General features: G+C 34.1%; 13 protein-coding genes and 1 CRISPR repeat array. Of the genes, 2 read left to right on the forward strand and 11 right to left on the reverse strand.

The features are described from left to right. The first annotated feature begins 192 nt into the window (after nucleotides 1-192). Nucleotides 193-1,623, forward strand: coding sequence for a circularly permuted type 2 ATP-grasp protein (locus VB798_RS20110; RefSeq protein ID WP_323689032.1), 1,431 nt, complete (start codon nucleotides 193-195; stop codon nucleotides 1,621-1,623). Between the two features lie 535 nt (nucleotides 1,624-2,158). Then, a CRISPR array of direct repeats spans nucleotides 2,159-6,110; the repeat unit is 37 nt; unit sequence GTTTCAATCCTTATTCTATTGGAAGTTACTCTGGAAG. A gap of 196 nt (nucleotides 6,111-6,306) precedes the next feature. Here the strand turns inward: VB798_RS20110 and cas4 are convergent. The 9 genes from cas4 to VB798_RS20155 form a co-directional block, all read right to left on the reverse strand. After that, complete coding sequence (gene cas4 / locus VB798_RS20115; RefSeq protein WP_323689033.1) at nucleotides 6,307-6,879, reverse strand: CRISPR-associated protein Cas4; 573 nt, start codon at nucleotides 6,877-6,879, stop codon at nucleotides 6,307-6,309. 103 nt (nucleotides 6,880-6,982) lie between these two features. Next, nucleotides 6,983-7,273 carry a CRISPR-associated endonuclease Cas2 gene (gene cas2 / locus VB798_RS20120; protein ID WP_323689034.1) on the reverse strand — a complete coding sequence of 97 codons (291 nt, stop codon included), beginning with the start codon at nucleotides 7,271-7,273 and terminating at the stop codon, nucleotides 6,983-6,985. Nucleotides 7,274-7,312: 39 nt separating this feature from the next. Further along, complete coding sequence (gene cas1, locus VB798_RS20125; RefSeq protein ID WP_323689035.1) at nucleotides 7,313-8,335, reverse strand: CRISPR-associated endonuclease Cas1; 1,023 nt, start codon at nucleotides 8,333-8,335, stop codon at nucleotides 7,313-7,315. A 3-nt stretch (nucleotides 8,336-8,338) separates the two neighbouring features. Then, nucleotides 8,339-8,518, reverse strand: coding sequence for a hypothetical protein (locus VB798_RS20130; RefSeq protein ID WP_323689036.1), 180 nt, complete (start codon nucleotides 8,516-8,518; stop codon nucleotides 8,339-8,341). 33 nt (nucleotides 8,519-8,551) lie between these two features. Next, the gene (locus VB798_RS20135; RefSeq protein ID WP_323689037.1) at nucleotides 8,552-9,214 is read right to left on the reverse strand and encodes a CRISPR-associated endonuclease Cas6; all 663 of its coding nucleotides are present in this window, start codon (nucleotides 9,212-9,214) and stop codon (nucleotides 8,552-8,554) included. 10 nt (nucleotides 9,215-9,224) lie between these two features. Next, entirely contained in the window at nucleotides 9,225-11,459 is a 2,235-nt protein-coding gene (gene cas3 / locus VB798_RS20140) for a CRISPR-associated helicase Cas3' (protein WP_323689038.1), read from the reverse strand. A gap of 1 nt (nucleotide 11,460) precedes the next feature. Next, nucleotides 11,461-12,168 (reverse strand): CRISPR-associated protein Cas5, encoded by a 708-nt coding sequence (cas5, locus tag VB798_RS20145; RefSeq protein ID WP_323689039.1) that lies wholly within the window; start codon nucleotides 12,166-12,168, stop codon nucleotides 11,461-11,463. A 4-nt stretch (nucleotides 12,169-12,172) separates the two neighbouring features. Then, the gene (gene cas7i, locus VB798_RS20150) at nucleotides 12,173-13,087 is read right to left on the reverse strand and encodes a type I-B CRISPR-associated protein Cas7/Cst2/DevR (protein ID WP_323689040.1); all 915 of its coding nucleotides are present in this window, start codon (nucleotides 13,085-13,087) and stop codon (nucleotides 12,173-12,175) included. Nucleotides 13,088-13,089: 2 nt separating this feature from the next. Continuing rightward, on the reverse strand, nucleotides 13,090-14,955 hold the full coding sequence (locus VB798_RS20155; protein WP_323689041.1) for a hypothetical protein: 1,866 nt from the start codon (nucleotides 14,953-14,955) through the stop codon (nucleotides 13,090-13,092). Between the two features lie 355 nt (nucleotides 14,956-15,310). On the opposite strand from VB798_RS20155, the gene VB798_RS20160 reads away from it, so the two are divergent. Further along, complete coding sequence (locus VB798_RS20160; protein WP_323689042.1) at nucleotides 15,311-16,639, forward strand: rhamnogalacturonidase; 1,329 nt, start codon at nucleotides 15,311-15,313, stop codon at nucleotides 16,637-16,639. A gap of 120 nt (nucleotides 16,640-16,759) precedes the next feature. On the opposite strand, the gene VB798_RS20165 is transcribed toward VB798_RS20160, so the two are convergent. Together VB798_RS20165 and VB798_RS20170 are read right to left on the reverse strand one after the other, a co-directional pair. After that, a complete protein-coding gene (locus tag VB798_RS20165) occupies nucleotides 16,760-17,740 on the reverse strand; it encodes a UDP-glucuronic acid decarboxylase family protein (protein ID WP_323689043.1) in 981 nt (326 codons plus the stop codon). Between the two features lie 96 nt (nucleotides 17,741-17,836). Continuing rightward, nucleotides 17,837-19,150: a UDP-glucose dehydrogenase family protein gene (locus tag VB798_RS20170; protein WP_323689044.1), complete on the reverse strand. Its 1,314-nt coding sequence runs from the start codon at nucleotides 19,148-19,150 to the stop codon at nucleotides 17,837-17,839. Nucleotides 19,151-19,184: the final 34 nt, after the last annotated feature.

Consider the following 19,184-nt stretch of genomic DNA (forward strand, 5'->3'; position numbering starts at 1 on the left):
TATGCAACGGATTGGTTGATTAGTAAGTTCAAAGAGTATCTTAGCATGAAAATAGGTAAGTAATTTTACTCATTTTTCAACATATTTTGTAATTATTACCATTTTCAGAATTTTCTTTGGGAAAACAATTTTGAAGCACAGCATTATTTTTTTAAATTAGGGTAATAACAACTAATAAAATATCCAAAGCCTATGAATTTTAGTTTTGAGAACTACCAAACCGAAGGCTTCTTCGATGAAATGTTTGATGCACAAGGCAATGTGCGATTGGGTTATGAGGCATTTAAGGAACGGGTAGAACAGTTAAAGATTGATGAGTTTATTCGTCGCCACCAAGCAGCCGAACGTTCGTTAATGGCAATGGGTATTACTTTCAATGTTTATTCGGAAAATGAAGGAACAGAACGCATTATGCCTGTTGATATTATTCCCCGAGTAATTGAAGCTGAAGACTGGAAAAAAACCGAAAAAGGCTTGATACAACGTATCACGGCTTTGAACATGTTTTTGGATGATATTTATCACGACCAAAAAATATTGAAAGACGGTATCGTTCCCCGTGAATTAATTGAAACTTCTAAAGACTTTTTACGTCCTTGCATTGGTATTCGCCCTCCAAAAGGCATTTATATTCACATTACTGGTACGGATTTAATCCGTGGAGACGACGGTAAGTTTATGGTTTTGGAAGATAACCTACGTTGTCCGTCGGGTGTTTCTTACATGCTTGAAAACAGAGAACTCCTCAAACGTACTTTCCCTGAAGTTTTGGCTAAAACCAGAGTACAGTCTATCTCCGATTATCCTAATAAGTTGTTGCAGATGTTACAACACATCAGCGACCGCCCAAATCCTACGGTTTGTGTATTAACTCCGGGAATTTATAATTCAGCTTACTTTGAACACTCGTATTTAGCACAACAAATGGGTGTTGAATTGGTTGATTCAAGAGATTTAGTCGTGCATGATGGTTATGTAAAAATGCGTACTACTAAAGGTTTCCAGATTGTAGATGTAATTTATCGTAGAATTGACGATACATTCTTAGATCCTAAGGCATTCAGACCAGATTCTTTGATTGGTATTCCAGGAATTTTTGATGTCTATAAAAAAGGTAGAATTGCTTTAGCGAATGCACCGGGAACAGGCGTTGCTGATGATAAAGTAATTTACGCTTATGTACCAAGAATCATCAAATACTATTTAGGCGAAGACCCTATCATTCCAAATGTTGAAACTTTTATTTGTGGTGAGGAAGCTGATTGTAAATATGTATTAGAAAATATTGAGAAATTGGTAGTAAAAGAAGCCAATGAAGCGGGTGGATACGGTATGTTGATTGGTCCAAAATCAACTAAAGCAGAACAAGAAATTTTTAAAGCACGTATTAAAGCAAATCCAAGAAACTATATTGCTCAACCTACGATTTCACTTTCAAGAGTTCCATGTTTGATTGACGACCATTCAGAAGGCAGACACGTTGACTTACGTCCATACATACTTTATGGAGATGGCGTAAAAGTAATTCCGGGCGGATTAACCCGTGTAGCATTACGCAAAGGCTCTTTAGTAGTAAACTCATCACAAGGTGGAGGTTCTAAAGATACGTGGGTATTGTACTGATAATGAATCAATTGACATAAAAAATGGTTGACAAATAGCTAGATTTGTCAACCATTTTTGTTTTAAAGCTTAGTGTTTTATAGTTGTGATTATGTGCTATATCGAAGAACTAACCAAGTGAATATAGACTTTAGGGTATAACCAGAAGTATTAGAGCATTGTATCGGAGAATGTTAGCACCCACTAGAAGAATATAGTCATTGTATCGGAGAATGTAAGCACCCACTCGAAGAATATAGGCACTGTATCGGAGAATGTAAGCACCCACTCGGAGAATATAGGCACTGTATCGGAGAATGTAAGCACCCACTCGGAGAATATAGGCACTGTATCGGAGAATGTAAGTACCAGCTCGAAGAATATAGGCATTGTATCGGAGAATGTAAGTACCCACTTGGAGAATATAGGCATTGTATCGGAGAATGTAAGTACCTACTCGGAGAATATAGGCATTATATCGGAGAATGTAAGCACCTACTTGAAGAATATAGGCATTGTATCGGATATTGGAAGATAATAGATGGGAGGGCAAAGGTTTTCAATCCTTATTCTACTGGAAGTTACTCTGGAAGAATGCTGCTACTGGAGAATTTCAATGGGATACCATGTTTCAATCCTTATTCTATTGGAAGTTACTCTGGAAGAATGACAAGTTTCGCCCTGCCTTGAAAAGTCGTGTGTTTCAATCCTTATTCTATTGGAAGTTACTCTGGAAGCATTCCCCAATACGCAACTTCGTTATTACGATTGAGGTTTCAATCCTTATTCTATTGGAAGTTACTCTGGAAGAGCAACAACTATCAATACAAAACCTTCTGAGTAATTGTTTCAATCCTTATTCTAATGGAAGTTACTCTGGAAGAATTACATCAATTATATTATTCTCCAAATTGCTTTTAGTTTCAATCCTTATTCTAATGGAAGTTACTCTGGAAGCCGAAAAGTTTTAGCATTGGTCAAACTACTTTATATGGTTTCAATCCTTATTCTAATGGAAGTTACTCTGGAAGTCTGAATCAAAAGTAACTGATACTACTCTGTCATCATTGTTTCAATCCTTATTCTAATGGAAGTTACTCTGGAAGTGGCACTCAACTATTTTTTCATTCATATTATTTCTAAGTTTCAATCCTTATTCTAATGGAAGTTACTCTGGAAGTTTTGAATTTATTTCTGCATTCATTTTGTTAATTGATGTTTCAATCCTTATTCTAATGGAAGTTACTCTGGAAGATTTTCAAAAGCTACAAACTAGAAGGAGGATATTTTGGTTTCAATCCTTATTCTAATGGAAGTTACTCTGGAAGTTAGTCTTTAACTCTTTCTTGTATTCCTCTATAGTCAGTTTCAATCCTTATTCTATTGGAAGTTACTCTGGAAGAGTTTGATGGTATCTGAGAAACAGGAAGCCTACCTTGTTTCAATCCTTATTCTATTGGAAGTTACTCTGGAAGTTGAACTTCTTGGTATTCAGTTTGCTTTTGTTGAATAGTTTCAATCCTTATTCTATTGGAAGTTACTCTGGAAGAACCTTCTGAATGTTTTTTTCATGCAAATTATCAGGTGTTTCAATCCTTATTCTATTGGAAGTTACTCTGGAAGTTTTATGTATTTAAGTTTTACGATTTGTTAATTATTGTTTCAATCCTTATTCTATTGGAAGTTACTCTGGAAGTAGAAAAGCGTTTTTCGATGAAGTTAGAGTTTCTCTTTTGTTTCAATCCTTATTCTACTGGAAGTTACTCTGGAAGTTCCCTGCTCGAATTTGTTCGCCCAGATGTAAATGAAGTTTCAATCCTTATTCTATTGGAAGTTACTCTGGAAGAACCTTTCATTTTTTGCGAAACTGGTCTTATTAACCAGTTTCAATCCTTATTCTATTGGAAGTTACTCTGGAAGGGGCAAGCCTTCCGCCCACTTTGGAGGGATAGACATGTTTCAATCCTTATTCTATTGGAAGTTACTCTGGAAGTGTGGCTCAATCCCAACACTGAGAGCGTCTGAGCCGAGTTTCAATCCTTATTCTATTGGAAGTTACTCTGGAAGCCGGTGCAGTTGTAGATTCAAGAACGGGTATCCGCCAGTTTCAATCCTTATTCTATTGGAAGTTACTCTGGAAGCAAAAGAAAAAAATCCTCTTACCTCTCCAAGTCTATGTTTCAATCCTTATTCTATTGGAAGTTACTCTGGAAGTCGAAAGCCCAAAGCCACGGTTCAAGCCAAAGTTTACCAGTTTCAATCCTTATTCTATTGGAAGTTACTCTGGAAGATGCTACCAATAAGCACGATGAAGCTGAAATAGAATTGTTTCAATCCTTATTCTATTGGAAGTTACTCTGGAAGACAAATTGGATAGCAAGGGGAATAGTTCCCCCTGAAAACAGTTTCAATCCTTATTCTATTGGAAGTTACTCTGGAAGCAAAATTTATGAAGGCATGCAAATCATCGAAAAACTGTTTCAATCCTTATTCTATTGGAAGTTACTCTGGAAGTGGGCAAACTTTGGATTTTGAGGAATGGGTAACTATGTTTCAATCCTTATTCTATTGGAAGTTACTCTGGAAGAGATTTCCATGACCATTCTGCATCTTCATTCCCTCTGTTTCAATCCTTATTCTATTGGAAGTTACTCTGGAAGTTCTATACGATTGTGACTTACTAAGCACAATTATTCTAGTTTCAATCCTTATTCTATTGGAAGTTACTCTGGAAGACATTGTTAGGGTTGAAATCATCTTTAGAAGCTTTTTGTTTCAATCCTTATTCTATTGGAAGTTACTCTGGAAGTAAAATGTGTTAGTATTTTAAAAAGGAAAAATTTAGGTTTCAATCCTTATTCTATTGGAAGTTACTCTGGAAGACTTATTGTACTTTTCTTTGACAACTTTACCGCATTTGTTTCAATCCTTATTCTATTGGAAGTTACTCTGGAAGAAAAAGAGAGGACAATTGAGACACAAGCCCAACTGAGTTTCAATCCTTATTCTATTGGAAGTTACTCTGGAAGTTTGGTTACGTTGTCGATTGGCATTCCACAAAGTATGTTTCAATCCTTATTCTATTGGAAGTTACTCTGGAAGTTCCTTCAAGATACTGACCAGCTCCCGGAAGGAATCAGTTTCAATCCTTATTCTATTGGAAGTTACTCTGGAAGCAGAATTTTCATTGAATTCATTAATCTGGTAATACTCAGTTTCAATCCTTATTCTATTGGAAGTTACTCTGGAAGAACTCAAAAAGAAGCCAAAACCTTGATAAACTCCGCGTTTCAATCCTTATTCTATTGGAAGTTACTCTGGAAGTTCATATTTACGCATCAATAAGTAACTTTCTATTTGGTTTCAATCCTTATTCTATTGGAAGTTACTCTGGAAGAAGGTTAATAGCCTTGTATTCTACACGATTAATATTGTTTCAATCCTTATTCTATTGGAAGTTACTCTGGAAGAGCCGCTGCGGCTTTTTTAGGTTGCGAGATTGCATCAAGTTTCAATCCTTATTCTATTGGAAGTTACTCTGGAAGGTTGCCAATTCGTTTGTTTTAACAAATTTTCTTAGGTTTCAATCCTTATTCTATTGGAAGTTACTCTGGAAGGGCAAATCACAAATAGCCGAAATCTATGAAATATCAGGTTTCAATCCTTATTCTATTGGAAGTTACTCTGGAAGTTCATCAATACAAGCAACATAAGGAATATCTTAGTATGTTTCAATCCTTATTCTATTGGAAGTTACTCTGGAAGACGAACCAACATTCAAAATCATAAATCTAACTCGCTAGTTTCAATCCTTATTCTATTGGAAGTTACTCTGGAAGCGATAGCGTATTAGGGGAGTACTCGCACACACTGTCGTTTCAATCCTTATTCTATTGGAAGTTACTCTGGAAGACACGTACACGGTAGATTTGCTTAACGCTACGAATACGTTTCAATCCTTATTCTATTGGAAGTTACTCTGGAAGTTTATCAAAAGCGGGAATTTACGCATATTATGTGGGTGGTTTCAATCCTTATTCTATTGGAAGTTACTCTGGAAGTTGAAAGCTACTCAAGAAAAATATATCACGCTTGATTCTCGTTTCAATCCTTATTCTATTGGAAGTTACTCTGGAAGCTCAGAAGTGGGAGAAAATATATAACTATTATGCCCGTTTCAATCCTTATTCTATTGGAAGTTACTCTGGAAGAGAAGGCTAAGAAAAAGCTTGAAGTAGATGCTTTCAAGTTTCAATCCTTATTCTATTGGAAGTTACTCTGGAAGCCAAAATTGGTAGGCATCAACAGCTAATGATAATACGTTTCAATCCTTATTCTATTGGAAGTTACTCTGGAAGAAGTTATAGAAAGCTGCTACGTCGTGCAGGGCATCCTGTTTCAATCCTTATTCTATTGGAAGTTACTCTGGAAGAAGAATATTACCATGGCAGCAGGTTTAAATGATGCTTTTGTTTCAATCCTTATTCTATTGGAAGTTACTCTGGAAGTCGTCTGATTGGTTAATTCCTTGTAACATAATTACTTGTATGTTGTTTTCTATCTGCCTTTTCTTCTTTAAACAGTAGGTCAAAGTACGTTTTTTAGTTTGTTTTTTGATTTTTTCCGTAAACATAACTAATTGATTTTTAGAGTCTTAGTGCTTTGTTTTTCGCCATTGAAAATAAATTGCTACACGGAAATTGATTACTTTGTGCAAATATTTCTATAAGTGCAAGTTACACATCTCATTTTAGATTTTGTAGCTTTGGGATAATAATTGTTCTCTATAATCTGATAAATTTCTCGGCTTGCTTCTTTTACTAAATGCTTGTCGCTGTCTTTTATTTCTACTTCTACTAATTTATTATTACTCCGTGTATATACCAAGTAACCTTTGTTTACTTTGCAATGAAAATTCTCTTCTATCAGACAAGCATAACAGTACAATTGGGTTTTGTAAGTCTCAAAAACTTTGTCATCATAAGCCGCAAATTTATAGTCTAAAGGTGTCATCGTACCGTCTTCTAATTTCAATACTTCGTCGATACGTCCTCTTAGAAATTTGTTGGTTAAGTACTGGTCGTTGTATCGTTCTATTGCTCCTATACGTCTGCGTAGGTATTCTTTGTTTTGTTCTAATTTCTGGTTATGTATTTCTCGACCTTTTTGGACTTTGAAATGTCTATCTTCATACTGTGGAATGGCGATAACGTATTCAAAATACGTAAACCTTGGGCAATATAAATATTCTATGATGTGTGAGGGGGTAAGAGTCATTGTGTCGGTGATGAATTGTGAGTTTTGAATTGTGAATTTATTGTCCGAATACTAAAAAATTGACATACGTACAGGCATTTAATTGAAATTTGAAAATAGATTCTTATAAAAAAAATGCCATTACTTCATCTGAAACTAATTTCTTGTCGAAGGCTTGTCCCAATAAAACGGTTTCTTGTAATTCGTTTTTTGACATTGGGAAGATATAGACTGAATCTGTTTTTTCGTCTATCAAGTCCTCAATTTGTAATTGCAAACTGTCTTTCATATTGCGGTCTATTGTACCCAGAAATACAGAAAATTGTACTCTGTATAAGCCCGATTGCTTACAGATTTTGGCAACTTTGGTACGAGCTTTATCGTTTTTAATATCATATAATACCCATGCTATCATTTTCTATGCTTTGTTGAATATACATTGCCAAACACTTTCTTATAAATACATCGTTTCAGATGTATCTTTCGTTTTTTCAATCAACTGATTAGCATAAGTGTGAGCCTCTTGCTGAATGATGTTTGCCCTTGTCTGGTTGCGATTTTTGTAGCGAATGCTGTCTTCTTCCAAGTAATCGTTCAATGCCTTTATTAACAATTCCTTGCCTTCTTTATTCAACGTAACACCATTGGTGATTTCATCTATATGAGCTTTATTTACTTTTTTTGCCGTAAATAATCTAAAAACTGGTACTTCTACAAATATTCTGAATGGCTCTATAAAATCAAAAACCATGGATTTCTGGTTATAATCGTCTCGGTGCAAATAGCCTACGTAAGGGTCTAAGCCTGCCAGAATCAAGGCTTTTTCTATTCTCGTATAAAGAACACCGTAAGCATAATTCAGAAAAGCATTAAATGAATCTTTGGCTGGTCGGCTACTTCTGCCATTAAACTGATACGGCTGTGGCAATACGTAATTGATGGTTTCAAAATACAAGCGTCCGGCTGTGCCTTCTAAACCTCGGATGGTTTCTGCAAAGTCTTGTACAGTTTTACCTTCTAATTTACCAACTGAAATAACAAGGTTTTGGATTCGCTCAATTTTATCGTCCAGATAATCAGCCATTTGTGGACGATGTTTTTTCAAATCTTTGATAAACTCTAACTGATGCGTCATTTTCTCCGAAATCCAATTTTTGGTAGCCTTTACACCTTCTTCGTTGATACTGGCTTGCAGTTGTTGTTTACGGATTTTAGTAGTACTTCCCAACTTTGAATGCCAAACTCTTCCTAAAGGATAGCCGTCTGAACGAGCAAAAATAATATCAATATTGTTGTACAAAGCCAATCTCACAGCCTCGGTACTCAAAGATGCCGAAGTAGCCAGCACAAACGAACTAACTTTGTGGGCTGCCAAAGGTATTTTTTTAGGTTCTCCATCTTTTACAGGAATTTTCACCTCAAACATATCATCTTTGATATGGAGATATGTTCCAAAAGTATTTAGATATACTTGCATAGTTTATGATTGAATAGATGGTATCGGATAATGAATATCTTCAAAAGCTTTTACGAAAGATAAAGCCAGTTTTAACTGTTCATCCTCTGGACTATCTGGAGTGGGAGATTTGTCAAACTGCTTATCAATCCAAGCCAGCAGCAACTCGTATTCTTCTTCGGTTTGAATTGTTTGAATAGTCATAGTTGTTATTTCTGTTTTGATAAAATTAACTACTTAGATAGCCTCCAACGTTCCAAAACCCCTTGCCACCGATTTCCCAATCCCAATAAACGAAGGCAATACAGCATTACTGACAAAATCAGCTTGAAAGGCAATCATTGATTTATCTTTAAATTTGGTTTCTTTTTCATACACATTTTGTAGCATGCCCATTACCTGACCATTTACCCAATAATTCATCGCTTTGAAATAGCTCAAAATATTATTTTGGAGTAAAATATTCAACTGTTTTTGCTGTTCAGCAGTAGTATTACGGAGGTATTTTTGATGGTTTTCTTGATTCAGAGCCATCCAGAGTGTTTGGAAACGATAGGAGTGGAGTTCGTTCGATAACCCAATTTCAAGCGTTTTTGATTCAATATTTTTTTGGTTGATTTGGTAAGTTTTATCCTCAATTTGGAGGGTTTTAATTTTCAAAAAGAGGTTAATCAACAAATCTGCTCCTTCGTTTAGCCCAACCAAGGTAGGAATGCGATTAATGACTTTATACTGCACCAAGGGATAACGGTACGCCGACTCGCCCGACTCCAAATGGTTATGCAACAAAGGCGAATACTCTTGAAAAATATTCCCAAAATAGCCCCGTAATTTATGAGCATCACGAGTAGCCAATTGTATTTCAGGAAAACGGATGATGGTTTGATGGATGGTTTGCATGGTTAATGGGTTAGAAAAGCCCTAATTCGGCACTGCTTTTTTTGTCAAAAGTTAAACCTATTTCAGAATCATAACTGGTATTGATGTATTTAAACCAATTATGTGTTTTATCTTGGTAGGTTCTTATATATTTTGTCTTTTTATAAGAAATTGAAAGCTCGTATTTAGATTTGTACTCAGGACTTTCTTTGTAAAGTTCTTCCTCAAAACATGAAGGAATTACATTAGTTGAGTCTATACCTTCACGAGTAAAGACTTTATCTATTTCGAGATTATCTTTGATAAAGTGATGATTTTTTTGAACTTCAAAATATTTCTTTTTCCCTTCTATGTAACTATTATGTGTTTCAACATCAAAGTCTTTATACACAATATCTACCAGATTATTTAATTCTTTCTCTGTTAGCTTTTTCTTGTGGTTATTTTTTAACTGTTCAAACGTTTTATCTAAAATCTCTGGCACTGTTACATAAATATGTTCTTCGGATACTGGTTGGTGTTTAAATACAATTACTTTAGTCTTTTTTGCTTTATCTCTTTTGCGGTTGACCCTTCCAGCACGTTGAATAATTGCATCAATTGGTGCATTTTCAGTAAACAAAATATCAAAATCAATATCTAAAGAAACTTCAACTACTTGGGTCGCAATAAGTAACATTGACATTCCTTGCTTTTCCCTTTCCAATATATCTTGTTCTTTTTCAAATCTATCTTTTTGTATAAATCGAGAATGAAAACATATTGGATAATCAACTTTAGATTTATATTTCTTGTAAAGACGAATCGCTTCATCAATTGTATTTACAACAATTAATACTTTTTTATATTTCTTAATAGCTTTCTTGATTTCATCATCTAAATCATCTATTAACTTATCTCTTACCTCAAAGGTATTTCTTGCCTCATTTAATAATTCAATGTCTTGAATTAGGCTACTATCTGAAATTTCAAGCGTTTTTTGTAATAATTGTTTAAGTTTATATGGCATAGTCGCAGTCATAATAAAGAACTCTGCTCCAAACTCATTTTTAAGATATTCAATAGTCGAAATAATTAATCCTAATGTATATGGATGATAAAGATGAATTTCATCTATTATAATTTTTGATTTTAGTAAATGAAAGGTTTTTATTTCCCAATAGCCTAAGTTAAATCCTTGTGTGAGAATTTGATCAATTGTACATACAGTGATATTTTTGAAGAAGGTTTTGTCTTTTAAGTACTCTGTTTTTTCAAAATTATCTTCTATTTCTTTCCTATATAGCAGTGCAGAAGAATGTACAACAGCCGTATTTTCTTTGTCAAAATAGCTGGTTAGCCTTTTATAGATGGCATTTGATGTAACTCTTGTAGGTAATAAATATAATATTTTACTATGTTCTGGCTTTTGACTAGCCCAAATTAATGAAGCTTCTGTTTTACCACTTCCTGTTGGTGCAATAGCCAAAACATTTCCTTGTTGAAGGCTATCTAATTGAAATGTTCTAAAAGTAAAATTGTTAGCTATTTCTTTTTTGCCTTCGTCTCTTAATTTTTCAATAATTTTATTTTTGAGATACTCTAAGCTAAAGTTAAATGAGTCTGGTAATTTATCATGTCCAGAAGCTGTCCAGTCTGCTATGTTCAAAATGGCTTTGTAAAGAATATATTCTTTTCTGACACTTTGAGATAAATCTTGTTTTCCCAGATAGACCTTGAGAAACCTTTGAAAATCACCATAGAGTTTTGATATTCCGTTGTCTTTTTGAAACCTCTTTGTAAGGTATAGTATTAATTTTTGGTTTAATGTTTCAATCCCTTGATTTTGAAGCTTAGAATTAAAATCTTCCAAAATATAAAGCATATCCTCTTCTTTTGCTGTTATGTCAACAAAACCATCATCTTGGAATAAAGTATCTGTCAGAGGTTGGTGATGACTAAACACAGCAAAAATACAATAAGGAGCTTGTTCAAATACTTTTACATTAGAGTAGTATAAAAATACACCCGACACGAATTCGTGTCGAATGTATTCATTTTGATTATACTTTCTTTTTTTTTGAATAACCCATTGAAAATTCTGAGTTACTTTACCAAAATCATGAAAAAGAACTGATACAAAAGATTTTTTCCAAAAAGTTTCATCTTCCCCTAAAACTGACTGGTAACGGTTCTTTAAATCAGACCATACAGATAAAGCATTTTCAGTATGAATAATCAATGATTCTTCAAATGGTTTAGACTTAGCGAGAATTTTAATAGCCATCTTAGTACAGGTTGAAAATAGGGATAAAGGTATTTTTGTACAAAATGCCTTCTTTCGTAATATTTAATTTCATTTTTTCACCTACAAAAGAAAGAGTCTTTCGATTGATTACTCTTCTAAAGCCGTAGTCTGTTTCGTATAAAAACTTGGTTGGAAGGTCATAAGCAATCGGTTCAGAAGTAGAATATATTGAAAAAGAAACACCATTTGAAGCATTTTCAAAAACCTCTTCAATAATATCCCCTTCGACTAAACAATGAGCTATTTCAGCCGATTTTGTGGTTTCTGTTTCTATACAAACATCTATAATATTAGCTAAAGAATCATTATTACCTAATGTTAGGGCATATTGGGGATTCAAAAAGCTTTCATACAATTTTTGGATTTTATCTATGTCTTCATGCCCATAAACCAATATAAACCTATTCCCAAATAAAATTTCTTTTAGAATAATACTTCCTTGACCATCAAGAGTATTGTATTTCCATAAGTCTTTTGTATAACCTTTACTTGTACCAAATACGCCAAATGAAAAGCCAGTTTCAAAAAAATCTTGAGCAGCTTTAGGACTTAGCCCTAAAGCTGCACCTGCAAGACCAATCATTGTAGTTGGTGGTGGTAGATGAAAGGATTTATGAAAGTTCTGAAACTCAGGATTTCTTAAAGTTGCCGTTTGTGTTTGAATTTCAACAATGCAATAATATGCCATAGTTTTATGATTCTTTATAGTAATCTTTTACCCAAGATTCAATCTTTTCAAATCCTTGCTTTAAACTTTCCGTTTCATCTGCTAATGTAAAAACTGCTTTTTGTCCAGCAAATACGTGTGATTCAATATACTTATCATAATCTGTAATAACGGATTCTAAAGTATCAACATTGACCTTTCCATTTTTATCAACATTGACAGCTTCTAAGAATATTGGATTTTTTACCTTCATGTATGCTGCTGCAATAAATTTCGGAGAAATATCTGCTAAAAAACGGCTTTGTCTTCCACTACTCCAGAGGTTACGAAAAGTATCAAGGAAAGCAAGAACTCTCTTTTGTTTTTCTTCTAAAGAAATTTCTCCTTTTTCAAAACCTTGACCTGAGCCTATTCTATCCAATTCAATTAGTATTGAACCCCTATAAATCCCTGAATGAATTTCTGTTTCAAAAATGTTAGGTTGAATATCATCTCCTTTCTCAGTTTTCAATCCTTTCCCCATAAAGTTAGTAGCATAATCTAATCCTCCTTTGTATTCTGTCAAGGCTACCAAAGCCTCTACTCTAATTGGAGATGTTCTTACGACTGATGTACCTTTTCCTTTTTCTTCTTTAGATGGAGAAGCATCCATATAGCCAAATAAATCATCATCAATGTATTCAACTGGCTTTATCATTGTTTTGGGTGCTCCTTTTTTAGCACTTGCTTCTTGTATTGGGGATAATTGGAAACCTAAGCTTTCCAAACCATCTCTTAATGCTCTTCTTAAAGCTTGTGACGAAACATAAGGAAGTTCTTCTCCGTTCGCTAATGTTATTTTTTTAATAGGATTAATATTATCTACTTCTTTATCAGCACCATTAAGACTTGCAAATGATACTTTAGATAGATAGGTAATGGTGATGCTATTTGGTTTCATTATTATTCAGATTTATAGTTTAATATCGAATTTATTTGATTTAAGGCACTTATAATTGCAAATTGTCTAACTGTTTCAAAGTTATCATCATCAATATTGTTGAGTAGTTCGCTACTAAAAACTAATCCATATTTTTTTTGAAATCTAATAATTGCTTCAGTAAACTGAGCTAATGTTCTGGCTTTGTGCAAACCTATAATGTAGGCACGACCATTCTTTGCATTAGATTGCTTCTCTGAGATTGTGTTAGCGTCTTCATAATTAATGATACTAATACCAATACTCGAACCAAACTTGATGGCTTTTTCTTGAATTTTGTCTTTTTCTTCTTTCATTTGAGCATTACCTTTTGAATGAATAATTGGTTCGTATAATTCTACTAACTTTTGAAGTGCATTGTAATTTTTATAACCTATATTTTCTCCTGAAAGGGTTAGAGTAAAACACTGGTAAAATAAGTTTTCAATATCTTCAATAATTGCCTTTTTATTTAATATTTTGTTTAGAACCGTATTTCTGATTTTTCGTTCAAGACGGTAACTATTTTTAGAGCTTTTTTCTGATGGTTTTAAAAGTTTGAGACTGCCAAGAACTTGCTGAAAATTCACTCCTTGCTTTTCCAAAAAAGAGATTAATCTAATAGAGTATTTGAAGTTGTTAAATTGCTCAAAAGAATTAGGGCGAAGAGTTGATGCAAATTTATCAGCTTTAAAAGAGTAAAGAGAAACTGGTATTTTTTCAAATGAAGACTCAGCCATAGGATCAAAATCATCATCTTCATCTTTAATATCTTCAATATTTTGGTTAAATAAAATTTGGCGATAAAGTGTATAAATGAGCATAAAAGAAATCTCAGATTGTTCCGTGAAATCATTTTTTGTAGCTAATCGACTTTCATTATCTTTTTTGAAATTAAAGTTATGAAGCTTGAAATTAGACATATAATTAGCTTCCAATAATTCCAATGTTGTCTTAAAAACACTTCTATTTTCACTAAGTAGTTGTTTTAGTTGTTTTAAACTACCTGATTCAAAAAGGTAACAAATAAGACTATCAAGTCCGCTAACATACATATAAAGGCAATACTTGGGAGAAAACCGACTCAAATACATTGCTTTCCAGCTAATTTTTTTATCGTTCCCTTTTAAAAAGGAATTAAAGTTTAATAATCCAGAGAAAAATGGAGATGTATTTTGAACATCTATCAATTGTTCAAAACTTTCACCTGTCAAATAGCAAAATTCATTCCCACTATTAAAATACTCTTCCCGAAAAGCTATATCAGGTGTTTTGGTATAACCAGCATTAATGAATATTTCGGATTCCCCACCTGAATTTTCTACTCTTTTACCATCAATAATTTTATTTTCTTGTATTGCAGAATCTATTACAGAATAAAATTTTAATTTCTTTCCCTTTCGGTTAAGAAATAAGGCTATCTGTTCAGCAAAAAGCCTATCTTGAGTCAATAATTTATCAAATTTTATTTTTATACCGTTTTTACTTGCTACAGGTGCTGGGTCATTTGTGATAAGTTCACCCAATCCATACGTTTTCATTTTTGCAAAAGGAATAGCTTCAAAAGGTTCTTTGATAAAATAGAATTTATCAACTACCTCTAATGCTTTTTTACCACTTGTATCATACACTTCTTTCCCCATCAAATAATAGACATCCTCCAATAATTGAAAGAGATTATTATGTTTAATTGAAAGAGAGTCTTTGGTTAAAATAAAATCGTTATTTTCTAATGTATAGCCGTTCAGTGAAAGTTCTCCCGATGCGCAACGTTCTAAATAGTCATGCAGTGCTATAATTCCTGTATTGAGGAATACATTCGATGTCCTCTTAAATGTAATTTCCTTCATTATGAATGTATATTTTTGAAATTCAATAGATTATGTTCTGGATAATCAATAATATCATCCCATTCGCCACGGTTGTGGCTGAGTTGCGAACCTAATTTGATAAGGGTAGTAAGCATAGTATTAATAGGGTTTAATAAATATTTTATACAACAATTTTGAGAAATTTATTCCGCATTTTTTAGCGTATAAATACCTGTTTTAGGATTATTAAAAGTTTTTTTTAGACACCGTTAACCTTTACACTTCTTGAAGTTGATTTCATAATAACTAATTTTCTCTCCATACACCCTAAAGAACAGGAAGGAAGAATCAGTAAATCATTTCATGTTGCATCTTCATTCTCAAAATATTTAAAATGAAAAAACTGATTCTAATTTTTGTATGCTCGCTTTTGGGGTGTTTCCAATTGGTAGCACAAAAAACGACTAAAGCTACTTTTCCAGATGGTAGTCCAATAACTAGCTGGTTTACGACTAATAAAAAAGTAAGTCTTGCACAGCTTGGTAAAGCATACGTGATTACTGACTTTGGCGTTAAACAAGACAGCACGTTGGTACAGACTGCGCTTATCCAAAAAACTATTGATGTAGCGGCTGAAAAGGGTGGAGGCGTAATCGTAATTCCAAAAGGGAAGTTTATGAGCGGGGCTTTGTTTTTTAAACCAAAAACGCATTTGTATGTTTCTGAAGGAGCAGTATTAAAAGGTTCAGATAATATTGCGGACTATCCTAAAATGCCTTCACGTATGGAAGGACAAAGTTTAGATTATTTCACAGCTTTGGTGAATGCCTACCGAGTAGATGGTTTTACGATTTCAGGAAAAGGAACGATTGATGGCAACGGATTACATTATTGGGAAGCATTTTGGGCTAGGCGTAAAGAAAATCCTAATTGTACCAACTTAGAAGTTTCTCGTCCTCGTCTGGTATTTATTTGGCAATGTAACAATGTACAAGTACAAGATGTAAAGTTGCACAACTCAGGTTTTTGGACTAGCCATTATTATCAATGTAAAAATGTGAAAGTATTGGATGTTCATATTTACTCACCATACAAGCCCGTAAAAGCGCCTAGTACAGATGCCATTGATATAGATGTTTGTAGTAATGTACTTATTAAAGGCTGTTATATGTCGGTCAATGATGATGCTATTGCATTGAAAGGTGGCAAGGGACCTTGGGCTGACCGTGTTCCCAATAATGGTGCCAACACTAATATCATCATCGAAGATTGCGAGTTTGGCTTTTGTCACTCTGCACTTACTTGTGGTAGCGAGGCTATTCATAATCGTAATATTATTATGCGTAATTGCAATGTTAATGAGGCAACTAGAATATTGTGGTTGAAAATGAGACCAGATACTCCACAACTTTATGAGTATATTGCTTTAGAGAATATTAAAGGACAAGCCCATAGTTTATTGTATGTAAAACCTTGGAAACAATTCTTTGATTTACAAGGACGTACAGATGTGCCACTTTCGTATTCAGACCACGTGAGCCTTAAAAACATTGAAGTAAAATGTGATATTTTCTATGATGTAGCTATTTCAGAATATGATAAGTTATCAAACTTCAGTTTTGAAAACTTTACTGTTGAAAGTAAAAATGCTTCGATAGACAAAAGCGTAGTGAAAGGCTTTACTTTGAAAAATGTAAAAGTGAATAATAAAATGATAGACTAAGTTGTTTGAAGGCTTTCTCGGTCATAATCGTTTTATTTTTTAGTAGAATTAACAAAATACCCCTGAGATTTATCAAATCTCAGGGGTATTTTGTTAATCACTTTAACACTAAAATAAACCTTATTTCTTTTCAAACTCTCTATGATTCGCCATCTTGAATAATTCATCCTTCGATAAGGATTTGAAGTATTCATAAGTAATCTTCAAGCCTTCTGAACGACTCACTTTCGGTTCCCAACCTAATATCGCCTTCGCCTTCGTAATATCTGGTTTACGTTGCTTAGGGTCATCTGTTGGTAAGGGTAATGAAATCAACTTTTGGTCTGTGCCTGTCAATTTGATAATCTCTTCCCCAAATTCCTTAATCGTTATCTCATCTGGGTTACCAATATTAACTGGCTGCGCATAATCACTTAATAATAAACGATAAATTCCTTCTACCAAGTCATCCACATAACAGAATGCTCTTGTCTGTGAACCATCACCAAACATCGTTAAGTCTTCGCCTCTTAAAGCTTGACCGATGAATGCAGGCAATACTCTACCATCATTCAGTCGCATTCTTGGACCATAAGTATTAAAAATACGTACAATTCTAGTCTCTAAACCATGGAAAGTATGATATGCCATCGTCATCGCTTCTTGGAAACGTTTCGCTTCATCATAAACTCCTCTTGGACCTACTGGATTTACATTTCCCCAATACTCTTCTGGTTGTGGATGAACCGTTGGGTCTCCATAAACTTCTGAGGTTGATGCAATCAAAACTCTCGCTCCCTTTACTCTCGCTAGTCCCAAACAGTTATGAATACCTAATGAACCAACTTTTAAGGTTTGGATTGGAATCTTCAAATAATCAATTGGTGAAGCTGGTGATGCAAAATGAAGGATATAATCTAATTCTCCAGGTACATGGATGAACTTCGATACATCATGATGATAAAATTCAAAGTTGGGTAACTTGAAAAGGTGTTCGATATTCTTCAAATCACCAGTAATCAAATTATCCATCGCTATCACATGATAGCCTTCTTTGATAAATCTGTCACAAAGGTGAGAACCTAAAAATCCCGCTCCACCTGTTATTAATACTCGTTTCATATTTTTAGCAGCAAGCTTTAAGCTATGAGCTATCAGCTTTTTTATTATTTATTTCCCTAATCTCAAAGCTCAAAGCTCATAGCTTAAAGCTCACAATTATTTAACCGTTTCTCTACCAATTGAATAATAAGTATATCCTAATTCCTTCATTTGTTCTAATTCATACAAATTACGACCATCAAAGATTACTTTATTCTTCAACAATACTTCCATCACCTCAAACTCTGGTGTACGGAATTGTGGCCATTCTGTCATTATCAATACCGCATCCACATCTTTAATCGCTTCGTAAGGGCCTTTGGTATAAGTAATTGTATCTCCAATCACTCCCTTAACGTTCTCCATCGCCTCTGGGTCAAAAGCTTTGATGATAGCTCCTTCAGCCAACAATTCTTTGATATTATACAAAGCTGGTGCCTCACGAATATCATCTGTGTATGGTTTGAAAGCCAAACCCCACATACCAAATACTTTACCTTTCAAATCTCCACCAAAATGGGCTTTGATATGAGGAATTAATTTGGTCTTTTGGTCTTCATTAACAGTCATTACTGCTTTCAATATCTGAAACTCATAGCCAGAATCTTTTGAAGTCTTCTCTAATGCTTGAACGTCTTTTGGAAAACAACTGCCACCGTAACCAATTCCTGCAAATAAGAAACGCTTGCCAATACGTGAATCTGTCCCAATCCCTCTACGAATATCATCTACATTCGCACCAACCATTTCACAAAGGTTAGCAATTTCGTTCATGAAAGTAATCTTAGTTGCCAAGAAAGCATTCGCAGCATATTTAGTCATTTCTGCTGAACGTTCGTCCATGAAAATAACTGGATTGCCTTGACGTACCAATGGTGCATATAATTTCGTCATTACTCCTTTTGCTTTCTCTGAACTTGTTCCGATTACTACTCGGTCTGGTTTCATGAAGTCATCTACAGCAACGCCTTCTCTTAAAAACTCTGGATTGGATACTACATCGAATAATTCTGTTGAAGCATTCTTAGCAATGGCAGCATGAACTTTCTCTGCAGTGCCTACTGGTACTGTACTCTTGTCGATTACTACTACATATTGATCTAAGATAGGGCCTAAATCATTGGCAACCTTCAAAATATATTTTAAATCGGCTGAACCATCCTCTCCGGGAGGGGTTGGTAAAGCTAAGAAAATCACTTTTGCATCTTTAATCCCCTCAGCTAAATCTGTCGTGAATTTCAGACGACCTTCTGCCGTATTTCTATTGAATAAAACATCAAGACCTGGTTCATAAATAGGTATGACACCATTTTTCATCTTCTCAACTTTATTTGCATCAATATCAACGCAAACTACTTGATTACCAGTCTCTGCAAAACAAGTTCCTGTTACTAAGCCTACATATCCAGTACCGACTACTGCTATTTTCATAAAATTTGTATTTTGTATTTAGAATGGTAAATTA

Source organism: Arcicella lustrica, from assembly GCF_034930985.1.
GTDB classification, from domain to species: domain Bacteria; phylum Bacteroidota; class Bacteroidia; order Cytophagales; family Spirosomataceae; genus Arcicella; species Arcicella lustrica.

Excerpts from the sequence above, each read along its gene's own strand:
- VB798_RS20155 (WP_323689041.1), bottom strand. The coding sequence starts at position 14,955 with ATGAAGGAAATTACATTTAAGAGGACATCGAATGTATTCCTCAATACA.
- cas5 (WP_323689039.1), bottom strand. The coding sequence starts at position 12,168 with ATGGCATATTATTGCATTGTTGAAATTCAAACACAAACGGCAACTTTA.
- VB798_RS20170 (WP_323689044.1), bottom strand. The coding sequence starts at position 19,150 with ATGAAAATAGCAGTAGTCGGTACTGGATATGTAGGCTTAGTAACAGGA.
- cas3 (WP_323689038.1), bottom strand. The coding sequence starts at position 11,459 with ATGGCTATTAAAATTCTCGCTAAGTCTAAACCATTTGAAGAATCATTG.
- VB798_RS20110 (WP_323689032.1), top strand. The coding sequence starts at position 193 with ATGAATTTTAGTTTTGAGAACTACCAAACCGAAGGCTTCTTCGATGAA.
- VB798_RS20130 (WP_323689036.1), bottom strand. The coding sequence starts at position 8,518 with ATGACTATTCAAACAATTCAAACCGAAGAAGAATACGAGTTGCTGCTG.
- VB798_RS20165 (WP_323689043.1), bottom strand. The coding sequence starts at position 17,740 with ATGAAACGAGTATTAATAACAGGTGGAGCGGGATTTTTAGGTTCTCAC.
- cas4 (WP_323689033.1), bottom strand. The coding sequence starts at position 6,879 with ATGACTCTTACCCCCTCACACATCATAGAATATTTATATTGCCCAAGG.
- cas2 (WP_323689034.1), bottom strand. The coding sequence starts at position 7,273 with ATGATAGCATGGGTATTATATGATATTAAAAACGATAAAGCTCGTACC.
- cas1 (WP_323689035.1), bottom strand. The coding sequence starts at position 8,335 with ATGCAAGTATATCTAAATACTTTTGGAACATATCTCCATATCAAAGAT.
- cas7i (WP_323689040.1), bottom strand. The coding sequence starts at position 13,087 with ATGAAACCAAATAGCATCACCATTACCTATCTATCTAAAGTATCATTT.
- VB798_RS20160 (WP_323689042.1), top strand. The coding sequence starts at position 15,311 with ATGAAAAAACTGATTCTAATTTTTGTATGCTCGCTTTTGGGGTGTTTC.
- VB798_RS20135 (WP_323689037.1), bottom strand. The coding sequence starts at position 9,214 with ATGCAAACCATCCATCAAACCATCATCCGTTTTCCTGAAATACAATTG.